This window comes from Erythrobacter sp. JB3-1 (assembly GCF_057364995.1).
Genome location: NZ_CP200289.1, coordinates 2,321,243 through 2,338,231, shown reverse-complemented (window position 1 = coordinate 2,338,231; position 16,989 = coordinate 2,321,243). Strand labels below are relative to the sequence as shown.

Sequence of the window (16,989 nt, the reverse complement as noted above, 5' to 3'; positions counted from 1 at the left end):
GGCACGATGCTCTTGAGTTCGCACGTATGCAACTTTCGGTTACATTCGACCGAAAATTCCTAGATACTTGCCTTGCGCGCCATTCTGCGCGATGCAGTTAATCATGACGCGAACACGCACGCAGCTACTCCTACGACTTACGCGCCCTTGGGCGTGACCTGACGTATGCTCCCGGCCGGGCATGCGCAGCGCCCAAGGGAAGCCAAGCAAACCCGCCAACAGTCGTAAAATTCAGTTGCCCAACGGCACTCACAAGCACACGAAAGCCGCGCCATCATGCCCATGCTCAACCAGCCTTCGCGAAAATACCGCCCCTTCCCGCAAATTAACTTGCCCGACCGGCAATGGCCCGCGCAGCAGATCACCTCGCCGCCGCGCTGGCTTTCCACCGATCTGCGCGATGGCAATCAGTCGATCATCGATCCGATGGATGCGGTGAAGAAAAACCGCTTTTTCGATCTGCTGATTGAGGTCGGCGTGAAAGAGATTGAGGTCGGCTTTCCCAGCGCGGGCGCGACCGAGTTCGACTTTATCTCTGGCCTGGTAAAGTCAGACCGCGTTCCCGAAGACGTGCTGGTCCAGGTGCTGACGCAAAGCCGCGAGGATTTGATCCGCACCTCGTTTGAAAGCCTCGCCGGAGCGCGCGCGGCAATCGTCCACCTCTACAACGCGGTCTCGCCAGCATGGCGCGATATTGTGTTCCGCATGTCAAAAGATGAAGTGCGCGAAATCGCCATCGCCGGGGCCAAGGTGATGCGCGACGAGGCGGGTGCGCGGCCCGATACCGACTGGCATTTCCAATATTCGCCGGAGACATTCTCTACCGCTGAATTGGATTTCAGCATTGAGGTGTGTGAGGCGGTTATGGGTGTGCTGGCGCCAACACCGGACAAGCCGATCATCCTCAATCTGCCGGCCACGGTCGAGGCGGCAACGCCCAATATTTACGCCGACCAGATCGAATATTTCTGCCGCAATCTGCCGAACCGCGAGAGCGCGGTGATCAGCCTGCACACGCACAATGACCGCGGCACCGGCGTGGCCGCGGCGGAGCTGGGATTGATGGCGGGCGCCGACCGGGTCGAAGGCTGCCTATTCGGCAATGGCGAGCGCACCGGCAATTGCTGCCTCGTGACTGTTGCGCTCAATATGTACACGCAGGGAATCGATCCCGGCCTCGACTTCTCCGACATCGACCGCGTGATCGAGACGGTGGAATATTGCAACGATCTGCCCGTGCACGAACGCCACCCCTATGGCGGGGAGCTGGTCTTCACCGCCTTTTCCGGCAGCCATCAGGACGCGATCAAAAAAGGCTTCGAGGCGCGTGGCACCCAGAACGATGAGGGCTGGCGCGTTCCCTATCTGCCGATTGATCCCGCTGATCTGGGGCGCAATTACGAGGCTGTCATCCGCGTCAATTCGCAAAGCGGCAAAGGCGGGTTCGCCTGGGTTCTGGAGCAAGACCAAGGCCTCAAACTGCCCAAGAAGATGCAAGCCGATTTCAGCCGTCACGTGCAAAACATGGCCGACGAGCTGGGCCGCGAACTCAATGCAGCCGACATCTGGCAGGCGTTTAAGGCCGCCTATCACGTGCAGACCGCTAACAAGCATTTCCAGCTGGTCCGCTATGAAGAAAGCCGCACCGGCGATGGCACGCGGGTCTTCGCCGGAACGATCACCGTTGCCGGACAAGAGCAAAGCGTCAGCGGGCGCGGCAATGGCCTCATCTCCAGCGTTCTGACCACGTTGGAGGAGAACTTTGGCCTGGACCTCAAAGTGCTCGACTACACCGAACACGCGCTGGGTTCTGGCCGCGATGCCCGCGCCGCTGCCTACCTTCAATGCGAGAGCGGCGGCCGCACCATTTGGGGTGTTGGCATCGACGAAGACGTCTCCACCGCCAGCGTACGCGCCGTGCTAAGCGCGGCGAATTCGGCGGTCAAATAGGGTAAGAGGCGCGCGCAGGAGGAACGCAATGTCGAAATGGAAGATCGTGATTGCGCTAGCGCTCGCAGTGATCCTCCTACCCGTAGCGGGCCTAGGCATCGCGAGTCTTTTCGAGCCTTCGCTCGATCCAGAGTTTGAACAGAAACTTGCCGAGGCGAAGCCGGACGGCATTCAAGAGCTCATCGCATCCGAGGCGGACAATCTAAGGATCACCGCGCTTAGCGTAACTGTGCTCGAAGCTGGCGCGGAACCGCAAAACCTCTATTTCGGGCGGGCCAAAAAAGGCGGACTGATGCAGGTCGCCAGCCTTTCCAAAGCGGTTTCTGCCGCCGTCATTCTGATCCTCGCTGAACAACAAGGCGTCGGCCTAAACGATGACATACGCGGCCAGATCACCTCAGTGGACATTGCCGACCTTGAGGGCGGCGACAAACCCGTTACCCTAAGACAGCTCCTCTCACACACAACCGGCGCATCGCAATCGGGTTATCCCGGCTATCCGCGTGACAGCGCTCTGCTCAGCACTGCTGATGTCATTGACGCGCCTCCACGAATTTTCGAGTCTCAACTGGCGTTTGACGGCGCTCCGGGCGAATTTCGCTATTCAGGCGGCGGCTACACTATCTCGCAATTGTGGGCGGAAGATACCGCTGGCAAGAGCTTTGAGGCAATTGCTGATGAGCTGTTACTCGGTCCGCTCGGCATGGCAAAAAGCACATTTGCTCAGCCCCTGGACGAAGCAGCCATTGCGCCGCTGACAATTGTGGGAGCGGATTCCGGATTTGCGCCCACGCAAGGGGTTTTCCGAGCGATCGAAAACAGCCGGCATGTCTATCCAGAGAAAGCCGCCGCAGGCCTATGGTCCACTTCAGAGGATTATGCTCGCTTCGTCTCCGCATTGCTTGATGCCGCCGCCGGAGAAGAAAGCCCAATTCCAACCGGGATTGCGACGGCAATGCTCACTCCAGAGGCCGAAACCGATTTCATGCCGGGTACGCACTATGGTTTCGGCATCATGCTCACTCCTGATAGCGATGGAGGTATCGCGGATGTCTGGCACACGGGCGCCAATGCGGGATATCGCACGCTTTTTATGGCACGTCCGGCTTCCCCTGAAACGCCGCGCCGCGTTGTCGTTTCGCTCGGTAACACTGCCAGCGCAGCCGACCTGAACCGCGCAATTGGCAAGATCTTACTCGGCCGCTGATCGGCGCGCGGAATTGGGATGGCGCCGGCTTTCCTGCAGAGCAGTTTGAACAGAATTGAACGATAGACTTTTTAGGAATTCGTCAGCGCCCGTTTGCAGGCTCGCGATATGCGCATTGAGATTGCTGGTCAGACTGGTTGCTGCAGTCATTTCTTTGGCGATCCCATCGACCAGCTCACGAATGCGCTGAACCGCCTCGCTTGATGACTTTGCACTGAGCGAAGTCTCGTCAACGCTCGCAGCAATCTTTGTAACGGTCGTCCCTTGCAGAGTTACCTCATCGCACACGGCCTGAGTGAGATCCCGGACTGTGCCAAATGTCTCGTGCATCGTGCGATTGGCATTGAGTGCACGGTCGCTCGCTTTTTCAATCCCGCCCAAGCGCGAAACGATATCATCAGTCGCTTTGGCAGTTTGCTCAGACAGGCCTTTTATCTCGCTCGCCACCACTGCAAACCCGCGCCCTGCTTCGCCAGCCCTCGCCGCTTCAATCCGTGCATTCAGCGCCAAAATACTGGTTTGTGATGTGATCGATTGGATCATCTGCGCAATCGATTGAATCGAGGCATTCTGCGAGGTTAGATCATAAACCGTATCTTGGGATTCCTCCGCAATCTGCGTGGCGGCGCCCAAAGACTGCGATGCGCGACTTAGCTCGTAAGTCATTTCGTCCAACGTCATGCGCAGGCTACCTGCAGTGCTCGCAGCATCGCCCATCGCCGCGGCCGATTCGCTTGAGGCGATCGTCACCTCGTCGGCCAAGGCACGCAAATCGCGGATCAACTTGTTGGCTTGGTCCGCCTTGTGATTGCTCTGCGCGCTTTGCTGGGCAGCACGGCTTACCGCGTCGCTAACAGCCGCCCGAAACATTTCAGTTTGCTCACCAACCCATTTGGAATGTTCTTTTTCACGGCATTGCTGAATCTTCGTCAGCATGATTTCGGCATCCAGAGTGTACATTCGGCTGAGTTCGGTCACCAGCGACATGCCCTCTTCCAAGCTATCCGCCGCCTCGAATACCGTTCGCAATTCAAATTGCTGAGAGACGCTGATCGCGCCCAAATGTGCCGCCGGATCTGTACGAGAGGTATAGACCAACTCTGCAATATTTTCGCAGCGCTCGATCCACTCCTCGTCAAACGGAGGTCGGTATTTGACGAGCAGATGCTTCGTAACCTCTTCGACAAAATTCTGGCGCGGATCGCCCTTGATTATGATGCCGACGATCTTCGCATATTGATCAACATAGATCTCCGCCGTTTGTGATGCGACCGCACTCAGAATTTCGTTGAGCCTGTGGTACACGGGCTTATTCGGGTCGTTGATCTCATAGGTCTGTAGCCGCGCCAGCCGCACGTTCTCTGGGTCAATTCTGGCATGATACATTGCGTTTTCCCTGGCTCGATTGCGTTGCAGCCAGTCCATCGCAAGGTATGATTAAGGACGATCTTGGCCGCTTATACGCGCAATGACTTAGCGCAGCGTTTCCTACCTTTGCATGGGCCGCTATGCCTCACTGATGAGCTATTTTCGGGCACAGCGGAATAATCGGAGAAACCGATCAAACGGCGGCGCTGTGATCGATTGGTTTTTCGGCCTAAGACTGTGTTCCAGTCTGCTCCAAACGTGCTTTGCACGCGGTGAACGGAGTGGCTATGCCATGGGCCAAGGGAGAGACAATACCATGAGTGAAGCGATACTTGAGCCTGAGCTGCCGATCATCGATCCGCATCACCACCTGTGGGACCTGCGGTCGATGCTGCCCATGTTCCCAGAACCACGGCATCGCTTCATCGAGACGCTGGTGGACGCAGCGTATTACACCTTCGACCAACTGCATTCAGACCTGCAAACGGGCCACAACGTCATCGCCACCGTCTTCATGGAATGCGGCGCGTTCTACAATGCGGTGCTGGGCGAAGACCTGAAACCGGTCGGCGAGGTTGAGTTTGTGAACGGTATTGCGGCGCAATCGGCGAGCGGGCTCTACGGTCCCTTGCGCGCCTGCGCTGGGATCATCGGCCATGCCAACATGCTGCTGGGCGAAGGCGCTGGCCCGGTGCTGGATGCGCTGATCGAGGCAGGCGGGACGCGGGAAAACAGCCGCTTCAAGGGCATTCGCCATCAGGGCGCTTGGGATGCGGATCCGGACGTGCTTGGCCCTCCGTTCCACGCGCCGCCAGAGCTGTACCGTGATGCCAGCTTCCGCGCAGGGTTCGCCGAGCTTGGGAAACGTGGTCTCACCTTCGATGCCTGGATCCTGGAGCCGCAATTGCCCGATGTGATCGACCTTGCGCGCGCCTTCCCCGACCAACCAATCTGTCTCGACCATTGCGGCACGCCGCTTGGTTCCGCGAGTTACGCCGGCAAGCTCGAAGAGCGCTTTAACATCTGGCGCAGCAACATCATCGAGCTTGGCAAATGCCCCAATGTGATGGTGAAGCTGGGCGGACTGGCGATGCACAATTGCGCGATGCCTGAGGACGGCCCCGCCGCTGGCATCGGATCGACAGAGCTCGCCGCCATGTGGAAGCCCTATATCGAGACCTGCATCGAGGCCTTTGGGCCGCAGCGCGCCATGTTCGAAAGCAACTATCCGGTTGATCGCTGGGGGGCGACCTATCCGGTGCTGTGGAACGCGTTCAAGCGGATCACGGCGGGCGCAAGCGCGGATGAGAAAACCGCGCTCTATGCCGGGAATGCAGCGCGCTTCTATGGCATTGAAGAAGTTCTTTGCCCTTGATGGCATCGCATTCCGCTACGGCAACGAGGGCTGGCCGCGACCCGCCTGCTCTTGGCGCTCGACAAGGCGGGAACTGGCGCTATGCACTGAGCGTAGAAACGCAGAGTAACTGCCTGAAACCACGACCGCATTGACGGAGAAATTGATGTCTCTTCCCACTCCCTTTGATCGCCTGCGCCTACCTCTAATCGGCTCGCCCCTATTCATCGTCTCCGGCCCGGAACTGGTGATCGCTCAATGCAAGGCTGGAATCATCGGCAGTTTCCCAGCGCTCAATGCGCGCCCGCAGACGCTGCTCGATGAATGGCTGCATCAGATCACCGAAGAGCTTGCCAAGTACAACCGCGAGAACCCGGACCGGCCAGCCGCGCCGTTTGCGGTCAACCAGATCGTGCACAAGTCGAACGACCGCGTGATGGCCGACTTGGCAACCTGCGAGAAATGGCAAGTGCCGCTGGTCATCACCTCACTCGGCGCGCGCACTGAGATCTTCGATGCCGTGCGCAATTGGGGCGGCATCACCATGCATGATGTGATCAACAATCGCTTTGCAAATAAGGCCATTGAAAAGGGCGCAGATGGCCTGATCCCGGTCGCCGCTGGCGCTGGTGGCCACGCTGGCACTCTCTCGCCCTTCGCCTTGATGCAGGAAATCCGCGAGTGGTTTGACGGGCTGGTCGCACTGTCGGGCTCGATCGCAAACGGCGCCTCGATCCTATCGGCTCAAGCGATGGGCGCAGACTTTGGCTATGCTGGCAGCGCCTTCATCGCAACCAAAGAGGCAAACGCCGACCAAGCCTATAAGGAAGGCATCGTTGAGGGATCAGCGGACGGGATCGTCTACTCCAACCTGTTCACTGGGGTGCACGGCAACTACCTACGCAGCTCAATCGAAAAGGCCGGGCTCGACCCGGACAACCTGCCAGAAAGCGATCCGTCCAAGATGAACTTCGGCAGCGGTGGCAACACCAAAGCGAAGGCGTGGAAAGACATCTGGGGCTCGGGACAAGGGGTTGGCGCAATCAAATCGGTCGACACAGTTGAGGACATGGTCAGCAAGTTCGAGGCTGAGTATCACGCGGCTAAGGCAGCGCTCCTAAACAAGTCAGACTACACTCGCTGGGCTGACTGACGGGACACTTGGCTAAGTTGCATTCCACAGCTGTTCGGCCATCATGTCGAGTTCGGTGAAGTCATAACCGCTGCCAAGCGGGTCCTTGCGGTTGAGCAGCAGCTTGCGCTTTTGGCTGAGCAGGTAAGTGCGCAGCGCGCTTTGTAGCAATTGCAGGCGCATGAGCGCCTCGATGAAAGCGGCATCGGGATCGTGGATGCGGGTTTCAGCCCAGCTTTGCTCAATCCGGCCAACGCGCTCCATCACCATCTCGTTATAGCGGCGGTGCGGGCCGCGATGCAGCGGCATTCCTGTGCGGACCGTCGCGTCTTCGTTGGATGGGAGCAGCAGGCCATTCGCGCGAAAATCGTCGAAGCCAATCGCCGTGCGGCTTACATCGGCAAACAGATGGCCAAAACAGTCACGCCGTAGCAATTGCCTGGGCAGCAAATGGTGTCGCTGCAGGCCCGCATCATACCCAGGCTCTCTGCGGCGATTGACCGATCTGAACGGGATGGCCGCGCGTCGCTTTGCCAGCGCAGGCGCATGCGCTGGCCCGATATTGCCGTGCATGTTGCCCCCTCTAACCGCGTCCTATTCGCGCCAAACCCTCACAAATTTGCCATTCTTCGACGGGCGCATGATCAAACGGCTCCCGTTTGGTGCGACAATCCGCTCGATCTCTTTTAAGCCTTGAATCAAGATCAATTGATTGACCAACCGCACTCCCAATCTGGTGGCGGTAACTTTCCCATCGGCTAAAGGCGGTTCGATCCGCAATTCCTGCCCAATCCAATAGTCGAGACCCACTGTTTGCAGTGCCCCATCGATCGTCTCGCGAAAAGCCGTCAGGCCCAATGCCGGGAAAGACCCACCCTCAATCCAAGCGGTCGAAACAGATTCGAAGTATTGACGCCCAATAGCGCTCTTTGATGGAGACCAGACAACGGCCTCTACATCGTCAAAATGGTGTGTCAGGTCGCGCGCAAGCCCCACCATGCCGCGCATGATCGGCAGCGAACGCTCACCGCCCGACAGATGCTGTCCCACCACGATACGCATTGCCTCGAAGCGGAATCCGTTCGGCGCTTGCTCCAGATCGAAGCGATGTTCAATTTCAGGAAATTCAGATGCGGGGCCTGGAGCAATACCTTCCAGATCAAAAGTCAGTCCTTCGCGTAGCAGCTCCATCCAGGCGTGATCTTGCGCCTCAGGATTGGCAAAGCTGGCGGACTTGTCCGACTGCACATGATCCGCATCCACCAATTGCAGCGGTGTCGCATCGCAAGGATCATGCGACAGCAGCACAGTGTTCTGCTCCGCGAAGAATTCCTTCATAGCGGCGCGATCCGGCCGCTTGCCCGTCGCAAACAGCAGGTACAGGCCTGGAGAGCCAGCTTGTCGGTCTTGATCGATTATCCCGGCCCCCTTCCTCATCCCGCCGCGAAATTTCAGATCGTTTGCAATACGATAGTGACCTGTTTCTTGTTCATCGTCGAGTCCCGTTTTGGATTTGCTCGGGGAAACCCATGCAAGCGATCAAAAAACTCCCAACCGCAAACCTTCGGAAATTGCCTGGCCCAAAGCGCGTGATTGCTCCAGCGCTTCCGTTGGCACTTGTTTCACTGTAGCAATTTTCTGCGGGGTCTGCGCGGAGAAGTTGACGATCATGGAATCAGCTACTCTTTTAAGGCGCCAGCCAGTGGCGATCCGGTCCAATTGTCTCTGCGCCCCTTCCCCATCTGATCCAGCGGCAATGATGCTGGCATATGGCCTACCCTCAATATGTCCGAGCACGTCATAGTAATTTGCGTCGAACATTTCTTTCATCGCCCCGCTCATCGTCGCGAGATTTTCCGGACAGGCAAAGATGTAGCCACCTGCTGAAAGCAAGTCCGCGCTTGTCACATCCTGCGCCTTTAAAAGCGTGCGCACCTTGCCTGCTCCATCGGCCGCCGCCTTTGCCATAGCCTCGCTGGCCCCTGTGCGGCTGTGCCAGATAATGAGAAGCGGAGCATTGTTTTCCATTAAGACATCACAAGCGAGCGGGCTGTCGATTGTCAATCCGCGGCGCTGTCACACGGCGAAACAATAGGCTAAGCTTTGCAATATGGCATCTCCCACAATCTCTCACGTCTTAGGCGTCGCGTCTTCTCTGTCAGAGCGCGCCTGGCAATGGCGCGGCGGCAATATGGAGTTGGGGGCTGAGGCCAATACGCTGACGAATGATATCCTCACCCAATTGTTGCTGACCCGGGGTGTCGCGCGCGAGGATGTGGCCCGCCACGCCAAACCCACCATGCGCGATTTTCTGCCAGATCCATCCGAGTTTAACGACATGGAGAGCGCAGCCTCGCGGATCGCCAAAGCCGTACTCAGCGGAGAGCAGATCACAATTTACGGCGATTATGACGTCGATGGCGCGACCAGTTCTGCCTTGCTCGTACAACTGCTGCGCGATTTGGATGTGGAGGCCGGATATTACATCCCAGACCGTTTGCTGGAGGGTTACGGCCCCAGCGGCGAAGCCTTAGTCAAGCTCGCGCGTTCGGGATCAAGCCTGATCGTTACCGTCGATTGCGGCGCGATGGCGTACGAAGCGCTGGGCATGGCCCGCGATGAAGGCGTGGATGTGATCGTCGTCGATCATCACAAATGCGGCGCCGAATTGCCGCCAACCACCGCCCTGGTAAACCCAAACAGGCTAGATGAGAACGACCTTGCCGCCGCGCATGGTCATTTGGCCGCTGTCGGGGTCGCATTCCTGCTCGCGATTGCACTGGTTAGAAACCTGCGCAGCGAAGGGTATTTCAAGAACCGCAAAGAACCCGACCTGATGGCGCTGCTTGATCTGGTCGCGCTGGGCACTGTGGCCGATGTCGCCGCGCTGCACGGCCTCAACCGCGCTTTCGTTGCGCAGGGGCTGAAAATTCTCGCGCGCCGCGAGCGGATTGGCATGGCGGCGCTCATGGACGCGAGCCGTCTCAAACGCGCGCCGCAAGCAAGCGACCTCGGCTTTGCCCTTGGCCCGCGGATCAATGCGGGCGGGCGGATTGGCGAATCGACTCTGGGCGTGAAGCTGCTGACGACGCGTGATCCAGAAGAAGCGCGCGCCATAGCGGAACAGCTAAGCCAATTGAATGAAGAGCGCCGCGCCATTGAGGCCGAAGTCCAGGAAGAGGCCGAGCGGCAGCTTGAAGGGCAGCACAACCATGCGGTTCACGTGCTTTCTGGTGATGGCTGGCATCCGGGCGTGATTGGCATCGTTGCAGGGCGCATAAAGGAAAAGACCGGCCGCCCCGCCATCGTCATCGCGCGCGATGAAACCGAGGGCCAAGGCAAAGGCTCTGGCCGCTCCATCAGCGGCGTTGATCTTGGCGCGGCGATCATTGCCGCACGGGAGGAAGGCCTGCTGGTCGCAGGCGGCGGACATGCCATGGCGGCGGGTCTCACAATCGAGAATGACAAACTCGCCGCTTTCGCAGAATTCCTCGACACTCGCCTCGCCAAGGATATTGAGCGCGCACGCCTCGGCCAGCGCATGCAGCTCGATCTGTCGGTTGCGCCCGGCGGATTGACGCCAGAGCTGGTAGAGACGCTAGAGGCGGCGGGTCCCTACGGGGTCGGCTGGCCTGCCCCGCGCTTGGCTGTCGGGCCAGTGCGCATCATAAAGGCCGATATTGTTGGCAAGGATCACTTGCGCCTGATTGCGGCAGGTGAAGATGGTAAGTCGTTTAAAGCCATTGCCTTTCGCGCGGCGGAAACGGAAATGGCGCAGACCCTAATTCACCGATCCAAGGGGCGCCGTTTTCATCTCGCGGGGCGCGCAAAGATCGACGATTGGGGGCCGCGCCCTGCGGCAGAATTGCACCTCGAAGACGCTGCCTTTGCTGATTGATTGCGAGAAACCGCCAAGAAACGCCAAAGTTCTTCGATTACAGGCTTGACCGCCAACCACTACCCCACTAGATGCGCGGCCTCGCACACAAGTGTGGCCCCTTCGTCTAGCGGTTAGGACGCGGCCCTTTCACGGCTGAAACACGGGTTCGATTCCCGTAGGGGTCACCACCTTTCGATTTTGCTTAAAAAGCAATATCTTACGGCGGCGATTTTTCTCTTTGTATCACACAGTTGTTACACAGAAGGAAAAAACGCATGCAAAACACCCTATATCGAAATTTCGGAACGAAGAAATCGCGCGGTCGAGAGAATCGACGCATCGAGCGCGACAAGAAAATCGACCGTCAGATTCGACAACTCAAATCTTGCTCAATCTTGAAGCATCGGTTTGGGTCGATACCTTTAGAGCCGTTTTCCCCCTTTATGGGAGTGGATGCTCCGCTTGGTGGTAACAGACGAACTGCCTTTCCACTTAGCCGACAAGTCAACGGAAGACCCCTCCCACAGTACAAAGACCTATCTCGATGGTTCAAATTCGATCTTCTCGCCATGAGCATGCATGAGTATGGTTTTGTAAAGTTCGACATCAGCGTCCACCCGAAACTCGAGAGCCAATGGCTGAATGAAGGACGTGACCCACGTTCGGAATTAGCAGAGCGTACCGCGAAAGAACTCCGCAAGTTACCCAACTGCCCTAACGGTGGCTGGGAATACGGATTTGTTGTGGAAGGGTCAGGGAAACAAAGTCGGCTGAGCAAAGACTGGTCAAACCCCAAACGAGTGGGGCTGCATCTGCATGGGCTTGCTGCTCTCTATGATGCTACAGATATGGCTGCGATCAAGGAAGCGATTGAGCGGGCTTGCGGGCATGGACTTCGTGGGTACCCAAAGGCCAACAACAAGAAATCGCATATCAAGATGTTCGAACGCGAAAGTCGAACGTACCCTAATTACCTGTTCAAATATGCACGCCGCAAAGACGACCGTTTGGGTTACCGCCGAGACTTCATCTCCAATGCGGGAACGGCTTTAGCGGAGGACTTTTGGAACCTCGTCTCTGGACGCGACAAAGACTTCTGGGATGCAGTTTCAATCCACTAACTGTTGGCGCAATGTTTACAGATTGATCATCAAAAATGCTCTTTCGTGTTTCGGTTATACACCTGCAACAGTGCCCTCGCGCCAGCCCGCCTTGAGTTGAAGCCCAATGCAGAGGATTTAGGTTTGTTTACGCGTCAACGTCGAAGTCTTAGCCGGCACGGACTCCATCATTACGGTGCCTCCTATCTGGCGGCTGGTACGGCGCTTTAGCCATTCAGAGCCAAGGCTATGTCGAATTGGTAAGTCAGCATCACGAGGATGCGTTCTGGAGCATACCAAATGGGTCGCTGCAATTCAGCGCAGTAACGGCGTAAGCGCTCTTAGGAACGCTCCCTGAGCTTCTGACAATGTAGTCGCCAATCGGTACGGAATGACACGAGCGGATGAACAGAGCAGACATTCCGGTAACGACCCAATTTGAGACGTCGTTACACCGAGGTCTCCTTCGGTAAGAGGCGATTTGGTAAGGTAGCATTTTCTTTTTAGTGCCCCTCAATCCGCGCATTGACATGCCCAAATTGCGTTCGACCTAAGTCGTCCTCTGAGATGGTGACGTAGAGAGCACCGAGATCGCCCCACATCCATCCCATCGCCAAGTCGCTAGCGATCTGGAAAAGAAGCTGTTCGCAATCGTCAACGGCGTCACCTTGGATCAGGTCAGGCCGCCCTCCCATTCGATGTGCCAAGCCCGGCTCGATGTGCTTTGCAGATTCTTTAGTTGGGAGGACATCCCGCATAAGCGTCTCTGAGGCGCTATTGTCTCGGGTATAAAGGTCAAAGATGTCTTCGCGAATTGCCATCCTGACATGGCGTTTCATATTAATATTACGTCGGCTTTTTTCTAGGACACCGTCACCTTTGGCCCAATATTCTGGGGAAACCTCGGAAAATACACGCGTCAACTGATTCCATGACGAAGCACTGATAAGGGTTTGCGGATCATTGGCTGCTAGTTCCTTCATCGCAGCCTTGACCCCTTCCGCCATTCGAACACCCCACGCTAGGTATTCGCGGCCAAGATGCTCTATCTCTTCTGTCAAAGCCATTTCAGGATCAGGGCCAGGATACATCGCCAGCGTTTCGTCGAGGGCTTTGCGATATCCTGCAAAGCGTTCGATGTTCCATAGCACCCCTTTCAATGGCAGAATTACATCGCCAATTTGTGCCACTGCATCTGTCCGTCCTTCTGCGTGCGCTTGCTCAAGCTCGTCCTTCTTGCTTGCAAATTTGGCGATTTCAGCATCGAAGTAAGCGTAAGCTCTTTTAGCCCATCCGGTGCGGCGTTCAGCGCGCACTACGTTTTCAACACGCGTAAAAAGTTCACTGTACCGGCCAAACTTATGGACTGGCCCGCCTTGATAGTCTGGGCTTTGCATGACGCGCTGGCTGATTTCTTTGCGCAACCCGTCGTGGTCGAATTCTGGCGCGCTAAGCAGTCCGAAGGCTCCGACAAAACTGCGTTCAAAGTCGTCAGGTTGCAAATCTCTTTGAAGACCTTCGATGACATAACGAGCGCCACGCCATGTCAGTGGCCGATCTAATGGCTGAGAGTTTTTGTTGACCCGATTTTGCGCCAATAGTGCTTCGTAAAGGTCTTCGCCCTGATTCCCAGTGGGACCCGACTCTTCAGACCCGATTTCAGCCGGGTCATATTCTTGTACGACGATGTCGATAGGCCATTTACGCCAGAGCTTCGGGACACCTGGCCTGATCTTGGGGGATGTGTAGTCGATGTAATCGGACATCGAGTGGCGGACAGTAGGCGCATCCTTCGGTGGTTGGCGCTCGGAGCCTAAGCGAGAGTTGTGTAACACCTGCACGGTTTTGTTCTCGGCATAGTCTTCAAGCTTCAAGGTCTCTACAAAGAGCAAAAGCCAACCTTTGCGCGGCCCCAAACCATTCCAGAGCGACTCTGGTAAATCATCGCAGCATATCTGAGCAATGAAGTGCAATGGAGCACCTTCGCCGTCACGTGGCCACTTCGTGAACCTAGGCATCATTGGAAGTCCACCCAGCCAAGATCTAGGCGCTTCATCGAAGCGGATGGGCGCTTGGCGTTTGAGAGTAACCGAAGTTTGTTTCAAAGGATCGGCCTTTGTCAAAAAGTTTCCCGCTTTGGAGTCCTATAAACAGTTGGACTTGATATGGAAAACACTTCAGCCAGATGACTGATGGAGTGTTCTCCGGTGGCTTGCATGGGACAGAGTTCATGCTGCTGTTTCTCTGACCGCTTGAGCTGATTACCAAGCCTTTACTGGTCCGGATGCGGAGCGGATCGGTTTCGAAATCGGCGAAAGTGGTAAGGATGTTGGACAACATCTTTCCCATCGGGCCAGTGAGTTCATGGAAAGCCCAACCTTGTGTCCCGAACAGGACAGAAGAAATAGCTAACTCCTTGGTCACGAGGACTGGATCAAAGATTATTTCCCCACGCATCGGCACGCGAACCAGACAGTCCGCTTCCACCCCCAGAATCCGACACTAACTGAACAACTGTCTTGAACCGGAAGCAGACTCTCATTTTGGTATACTCATCCGAGGCGTCTCGCGGCTTCCACGGAACGTCTCATATGACTTAGCCTCCCAGTTCGAGGCGGTATTTTCACCTGGCTCTAAAGTTAAATGAGACAGGAGAAGCAGAATGACCCTTGTTGGATATGCCCGTGTCAGCAGCACCTCACAGAGCCTTGAGCTGCAAACCCAGCAGCTAGCCGATAGCGGCTGCGAGAAGCTCTTCTCAGAGAAGATGAGCGGAACGACAGCGAAAGGTCGCGAAGCGCTTCAGGAGTGCTTAGATTGGCTGAGAGAGGGGGATACGTTGGTAGTAACGCGTCTGGACCGCTTGGCTCGATCTGGCAAAGACCTGCACACCATCATCGACCAACTTCAAGTAAAGCAAGTCGGCTTCCGCTGCTTGCAACAAGGCGCAGTCGATACGACGACCAGTATGGGTAAGCTCGTACTTGGCATTCTAGGCGCTGTAGCCGAATTTGAAACCGACATCAGAAAGGAGCGACAGCGCGAGGGTATTGAGAAGGCAAAGAAGCGAGGCGTCTATAAAGGTAGGCCAGCGAGCATTGATGCGAACAAGGTACGCGAGCTCAAATCGGCTGGTATGGGTGGGGTTGCGATAGCTAGAGAGATGGGCATCGGACGAGCTAGCGTTTATCGAATTCTGGCTTGCTCCGAATGAGCTTATCTCCAAACGGCTTGCCCTGAAACGGTAATATGGTTCAGGGCAAGCTTGAACAATTCAGAGGCCTAAGCTCGCATCTTCGTATTGCTGCCGAACAAAACTAGCTTCGTCGCAGTTCGTGCCGTAGCGGCTGCAAGATAGCTCCAATGCCTCAGCGGTGCTTTTCAAATCTCTCAGCATTTGAGAGCTGAAATCGCTACGTGGCCTAGTGCTGCGAGCTTCGCGACGAGTTTGTGCCATCAATCGTTCGACCGCTCGTTTGCTTTCTTCAGCACATGCAACATCAAACGCATCAATGTTTGCGTTCTCGTACGCGCTCCCAAGCTCATGTAAGTTTAGGGTGCCAACACTCAGAATCTGCTCGCAAGCCTTATGTAGCTCGGTGCATTCAAGCTCATCGCCGCTGGTACAAGACTGATGCATCTGACCTAGATTAATGCGCTGTGCGTTGGGTTCGGCCATATCTGCAACCTCTGTTGGGCTCACTCTAGGTAGAGGTGACTCATGGGTGGTCGACAATACGACACCGAGTAGAAAGCCGACGACCAGGCAAGAGCCGCCAATAATAGCAAGTGTTTGAGTTTGGTTCATATAAGCCTCACATTCTGGATGAGGCCTCCCGGTCAAAGCCGGGTGTTTAGAACTCAGCACAGACGTCCGAGCGCCGCTACCTTTAAGCGGATGCTCTGGACATACGTAACGGCCACCCGGCCAACAATAGTTGACCGGCGTCTGTGATTTGAGGTTCTAAAGCCTCACACCGAGGACTGACCCGATGCAAGGGAGAGACTAGTCACTGGCCAAACTGGAAGCAAGCAAGTGTCTATCAGGTTGGCTCGATTACGCCGAAACTGGGTAGGTACCGATGGGCCTCGAAAAACGCATCCTTCTCACGCGTTGGTATCCACTTCAGATGATTGGCCGCTGGCTTGTTCGGAATGAACTTTTCCAACGCCCTAACCTCGTGTGGAGTGATCTTTGGCACTTTGATGGTAAACGGAACTTCGGACTCAGATGTGAATTCCAAGCTTTCGAAGTCACATTCATCAAAGAGAGCAAGTTCTTTCTCAGCGACAACCATCCATCCAAGCGTCGTCATCGACGCGTTGTCCCGATAACGGATATAGCAAACTTGCTTGAGAGTGCGACGTTCTGGCGCTGCTTTACTCGCATCGGCCTTGCCCAAGACATCTAGAAGCTTTTCCGTGATTACCGTACGCGCAAATTCAGCAATCTTTCCGCCGGAGAAGTCTGCGATCTTTGCATCTTCCTCTACATAGTCAGGAAATTGATCCTTCAATTGCTGAATCTTCTCAGAGACTTCCGGCTCTTCGAATGGGACCTGATTTGAAAAGGTCAATCCAATAAACGAACCGCTCGCAAGATCGCTGGCCACTGTTCTCAGGTCAGAAACCATGTCTCCGCAGAATTGATCATCATAATCGAGCCAAACGAGCGAGCGTCTCTTGAAATCAATCTGAGGTAGCGCTTTAGCCGAGTTTCCAAAGACCATCTTGACACACCGAAAGGGCTTATTCTGTTTAAAGCGCTCTTTGATCTTCAATGTTCTAGCGTCTTCAATGCTGAACATTCTTTTCAGCCCCAAGGCTCGATGCACTATGCGGAAATCTACGAAAGCTACTGAGCCAAATCCGATGTACTGATAATCATCTGGCTTGCAGAACTTCATCCGTCGAAAAAGCTCGCAAAGCATACCCCTTTCCGCGTGCTTTGCAGGGCGAAGGCGATAGTCAATTTTGGAGAAACTACCCGTCATTGCG

Annotated in this window: 14 protein-coding genes and 1 tRNA gene; 8 read left to right on the top strand and 7 right to left on the bottom strand. The window is 56.0% G+C overall.

Going from position 1 to position 16,989, the window contains the following annotated elements:
- Positions 1-276: 276 nt before the first annotated feature.
- Positions 277-1,950 (top strand): 2-isopropylmalate synthase, encoded by a 1,674-nt coding sequence (leuA, locus tag AC0V6M_RS11040; protein WP_486138851.1) that lies wholly within the window; start codon positions 277-279, stop codon positions 1,948-1,950.
- Positions 1,951-1,978: 28 nt separating this feature from the next.
- The gene (locus AC0V6M_RS11035) at positions 1,979-3,157 is read left to right on the top strand and encodes a serine hydrolase domain-containing protein (RefSeq protein WP_486138850.1); all 1,179 of its coding nucleotides are present in this window, start codon (positions 1,979-1,981) and stop codon (positions 3,155-3,157) included.
- Here the strand turns inward: AC0V6M_RS11035 and AC0V6M_RS11030 are convergent.
- Positions 3,143-4,543, bottom strand: coding sequence for a methyl-accepting chemotaxis protein (locus AC0V6M_RS11030; protein WP_486138849.1), 1,401 nt, complete (start codon positions 4,541-4,543; stop codon positions 3,143-3,145). The two genes, AC0V6M_RS11035 and AC0V6M_RS11030, sit on opposite strands and share 15 nt — an antisense overlap.
- Positions 4,544-4,841: 298 nt before the next feature.
- On the opposite strand from AC0V6M_RS11030, the gene AC0V6M_RS11025 reads away from it, so the two are divergent.
- Both AC0V6M_RS11025 and AC0V6M_RS11020 read left to right on the top strand, forming a co-directional pair.
- The gene (locus tag AC0V6M_RS11025) at positions 4,842-5,900 is read left to right on the top strand and encodes an amidohydrolase family protein (protein ID WP_486138848.1); all 1,059 of its coding nucleotides are present in this window, start codon (positions 4,842-4,844) and stop codon (positions 5,898-5,900) included.
- A 145-nt stretch (positions 5,901-6,045) separates the two neighbouring features.
- The gene (locus AC0V6M_RS11020; protein ID WP_486138847.1) at positions 6,046-7,032 is read left to right on the top strand and encodes an NAD(P)H-dependent flavin oxidoreductase; all 987 of its coding nucleotides are present in this window, start codon (positions 6,046-6,048) and stop codon (positions 7,030-7,032) included.
- 12 nt (positions 7,033-7,044) lie between these two features.
- Here AC0V6M_RS11020 and AC0V6M_RS11015 read toward each other — a convergent pair whose 3' ends face one another.
- From AC0V6M_RS11015 to AC0V6M_RS11005, 3 genes are all read right to left on the bottom strand, one after another.
- Positions 7,045-7,584 (bottom strand): AHH domain-containing protein, encoded by a 540-nt coding sequence (locus AC0V6M_RS11015; RefSeq protein WP_486138845.1) that lies wholly within the window; start codon positions 7,582-7,584, stop codon positions 7,045-7,047.
- A 21-nt stretch (positions 7,585-7,605) separates the two neighbouring features.
- On the bottom strand, positions 7,606-8,349 hold the full coding sequence (locus AC0V6M_RS11010) for a hypothetical protein (protein ID WP_486138843.1): 744 nt from the start codon (positions 8,347-8,349) through the stop codon (positions 7,606-7,608).
- 201 nt (positions 8,350-8,550) lie between these two features.
- Positions 8,551-9,039, bottom strand: coding sequence for an NAD(P)H-dependent oxidoreductase (locus AC0V6M_RS11005; protein WP_486138841.1), 489 nt, complete (start codon positions 9,037-9,039; stop codon positions 8,551-8,553).
- A gap of 82 nt (positions 9,040-9,121) precedes the next feature.
- Here AC0V6M_RS11005 and recJ point away from each other — a divergent pair, with 82 nt between their 5' ends.
- The 3 genes from recJ (at position 9,122) to AC0V6M_RS10990 (ending at position 12,012) form a co-directional block, all read left to right on the top strand.
- On the top strand, positions 9,122-10,909 hold the full coding sequence (gene recJ, locus AC0V6M_RS11000) for a single-stranded-DNA-specific exonuclease RecJ (protein ID WP_486138839.1): 1,788 nt from the start codon (positions 9,122-9,124) through the stop codon (positions 10,907-10,909).
- 95 nt (positions 10,910-11,004) lie between these two features.
- Positions 11,005-11,079 (top strand) — tRNA-Glu (locus AC0V6M_RS10995).
- 87 nt (positions 11,080-11,166) lie between these two features.
- Positions 11,167-12,012, top strand: a complete 846-nt coding sequence (locus AC0V6M_RS10990) for a hypothetical protein (protein ID WP_486138837.1) — start codon at positions 11,167-11,169, stop codon at positions 12,010-12,012.
- Between the two features lie 482 nt (positions 12,013-12,494).
- On the opposite strand, the gene AC0V6M_RS10985 is transcribed toward AC0V6M_RS10990, so the two are convergent.
- The gene (locus tag AC0V6M_RS10985; protein ID WP_486138835.1) at positions 12,495-14,114 is read right to left on the bottom strand and encodes a DUF1963 domain-containing protein; all 1,620 of its coding nucleotides are present in this window, start codon (positions 14,112-14,114) and stop codon (positions 12,495-12,497) included.
- 539 nt (positions 14,115-14,653) lie between these two features.
- On the opposite strand from AC0V6M_RS10985, the gene AC0V6M_RS10980 reads away from it, so the two are divergent.
- Positions 14,654-15,205, top strand: coding sequence for a recombinase family protein (locus tag AC0V6M_RS10980; RefSeq protein WP_486138833.1), 552 nt, complete (start codon positions 14,654-14,656; stop codon positions 15,203-15,205).
- 60 nt (positions 15,206-15,265) lie between these two features.
- Here AC0V6M_RS10980 and AC0V6M_RS10975 read toward each other — a convergent pair whose 3' ends face one another.
- Together AC0V6M_RS10975 and AC0V6M_RS10970 are read right to left on the bottom strand one after the other, a co-directional pair.
- Positions 15,266-15,799 (bottom strand): hypothetical protein, encoded by a 534-nt coding sequence (locus tag AC0V6M_RS10975; RefSeq protein ID WP_486138831.1) that lies wholly within the window; start codon positions 15,797-15,799, stop codon positions 15,266-15,268.
- Between the two features lie 235 nt (positions 15,800-16,034).
- Complete coding sequence (locus tag AC0V6M_RS10970; RefSeq protein ID WP_486138830.1) at positions 16,035-16,985, bottom strand: O-methyltransferase; 951 nt, start codon at positions 16,983-16,985, stop codon at positions 16,035-16,037.
- Positions 16,986-16,989: the final 4 nt, after the last annotated feature.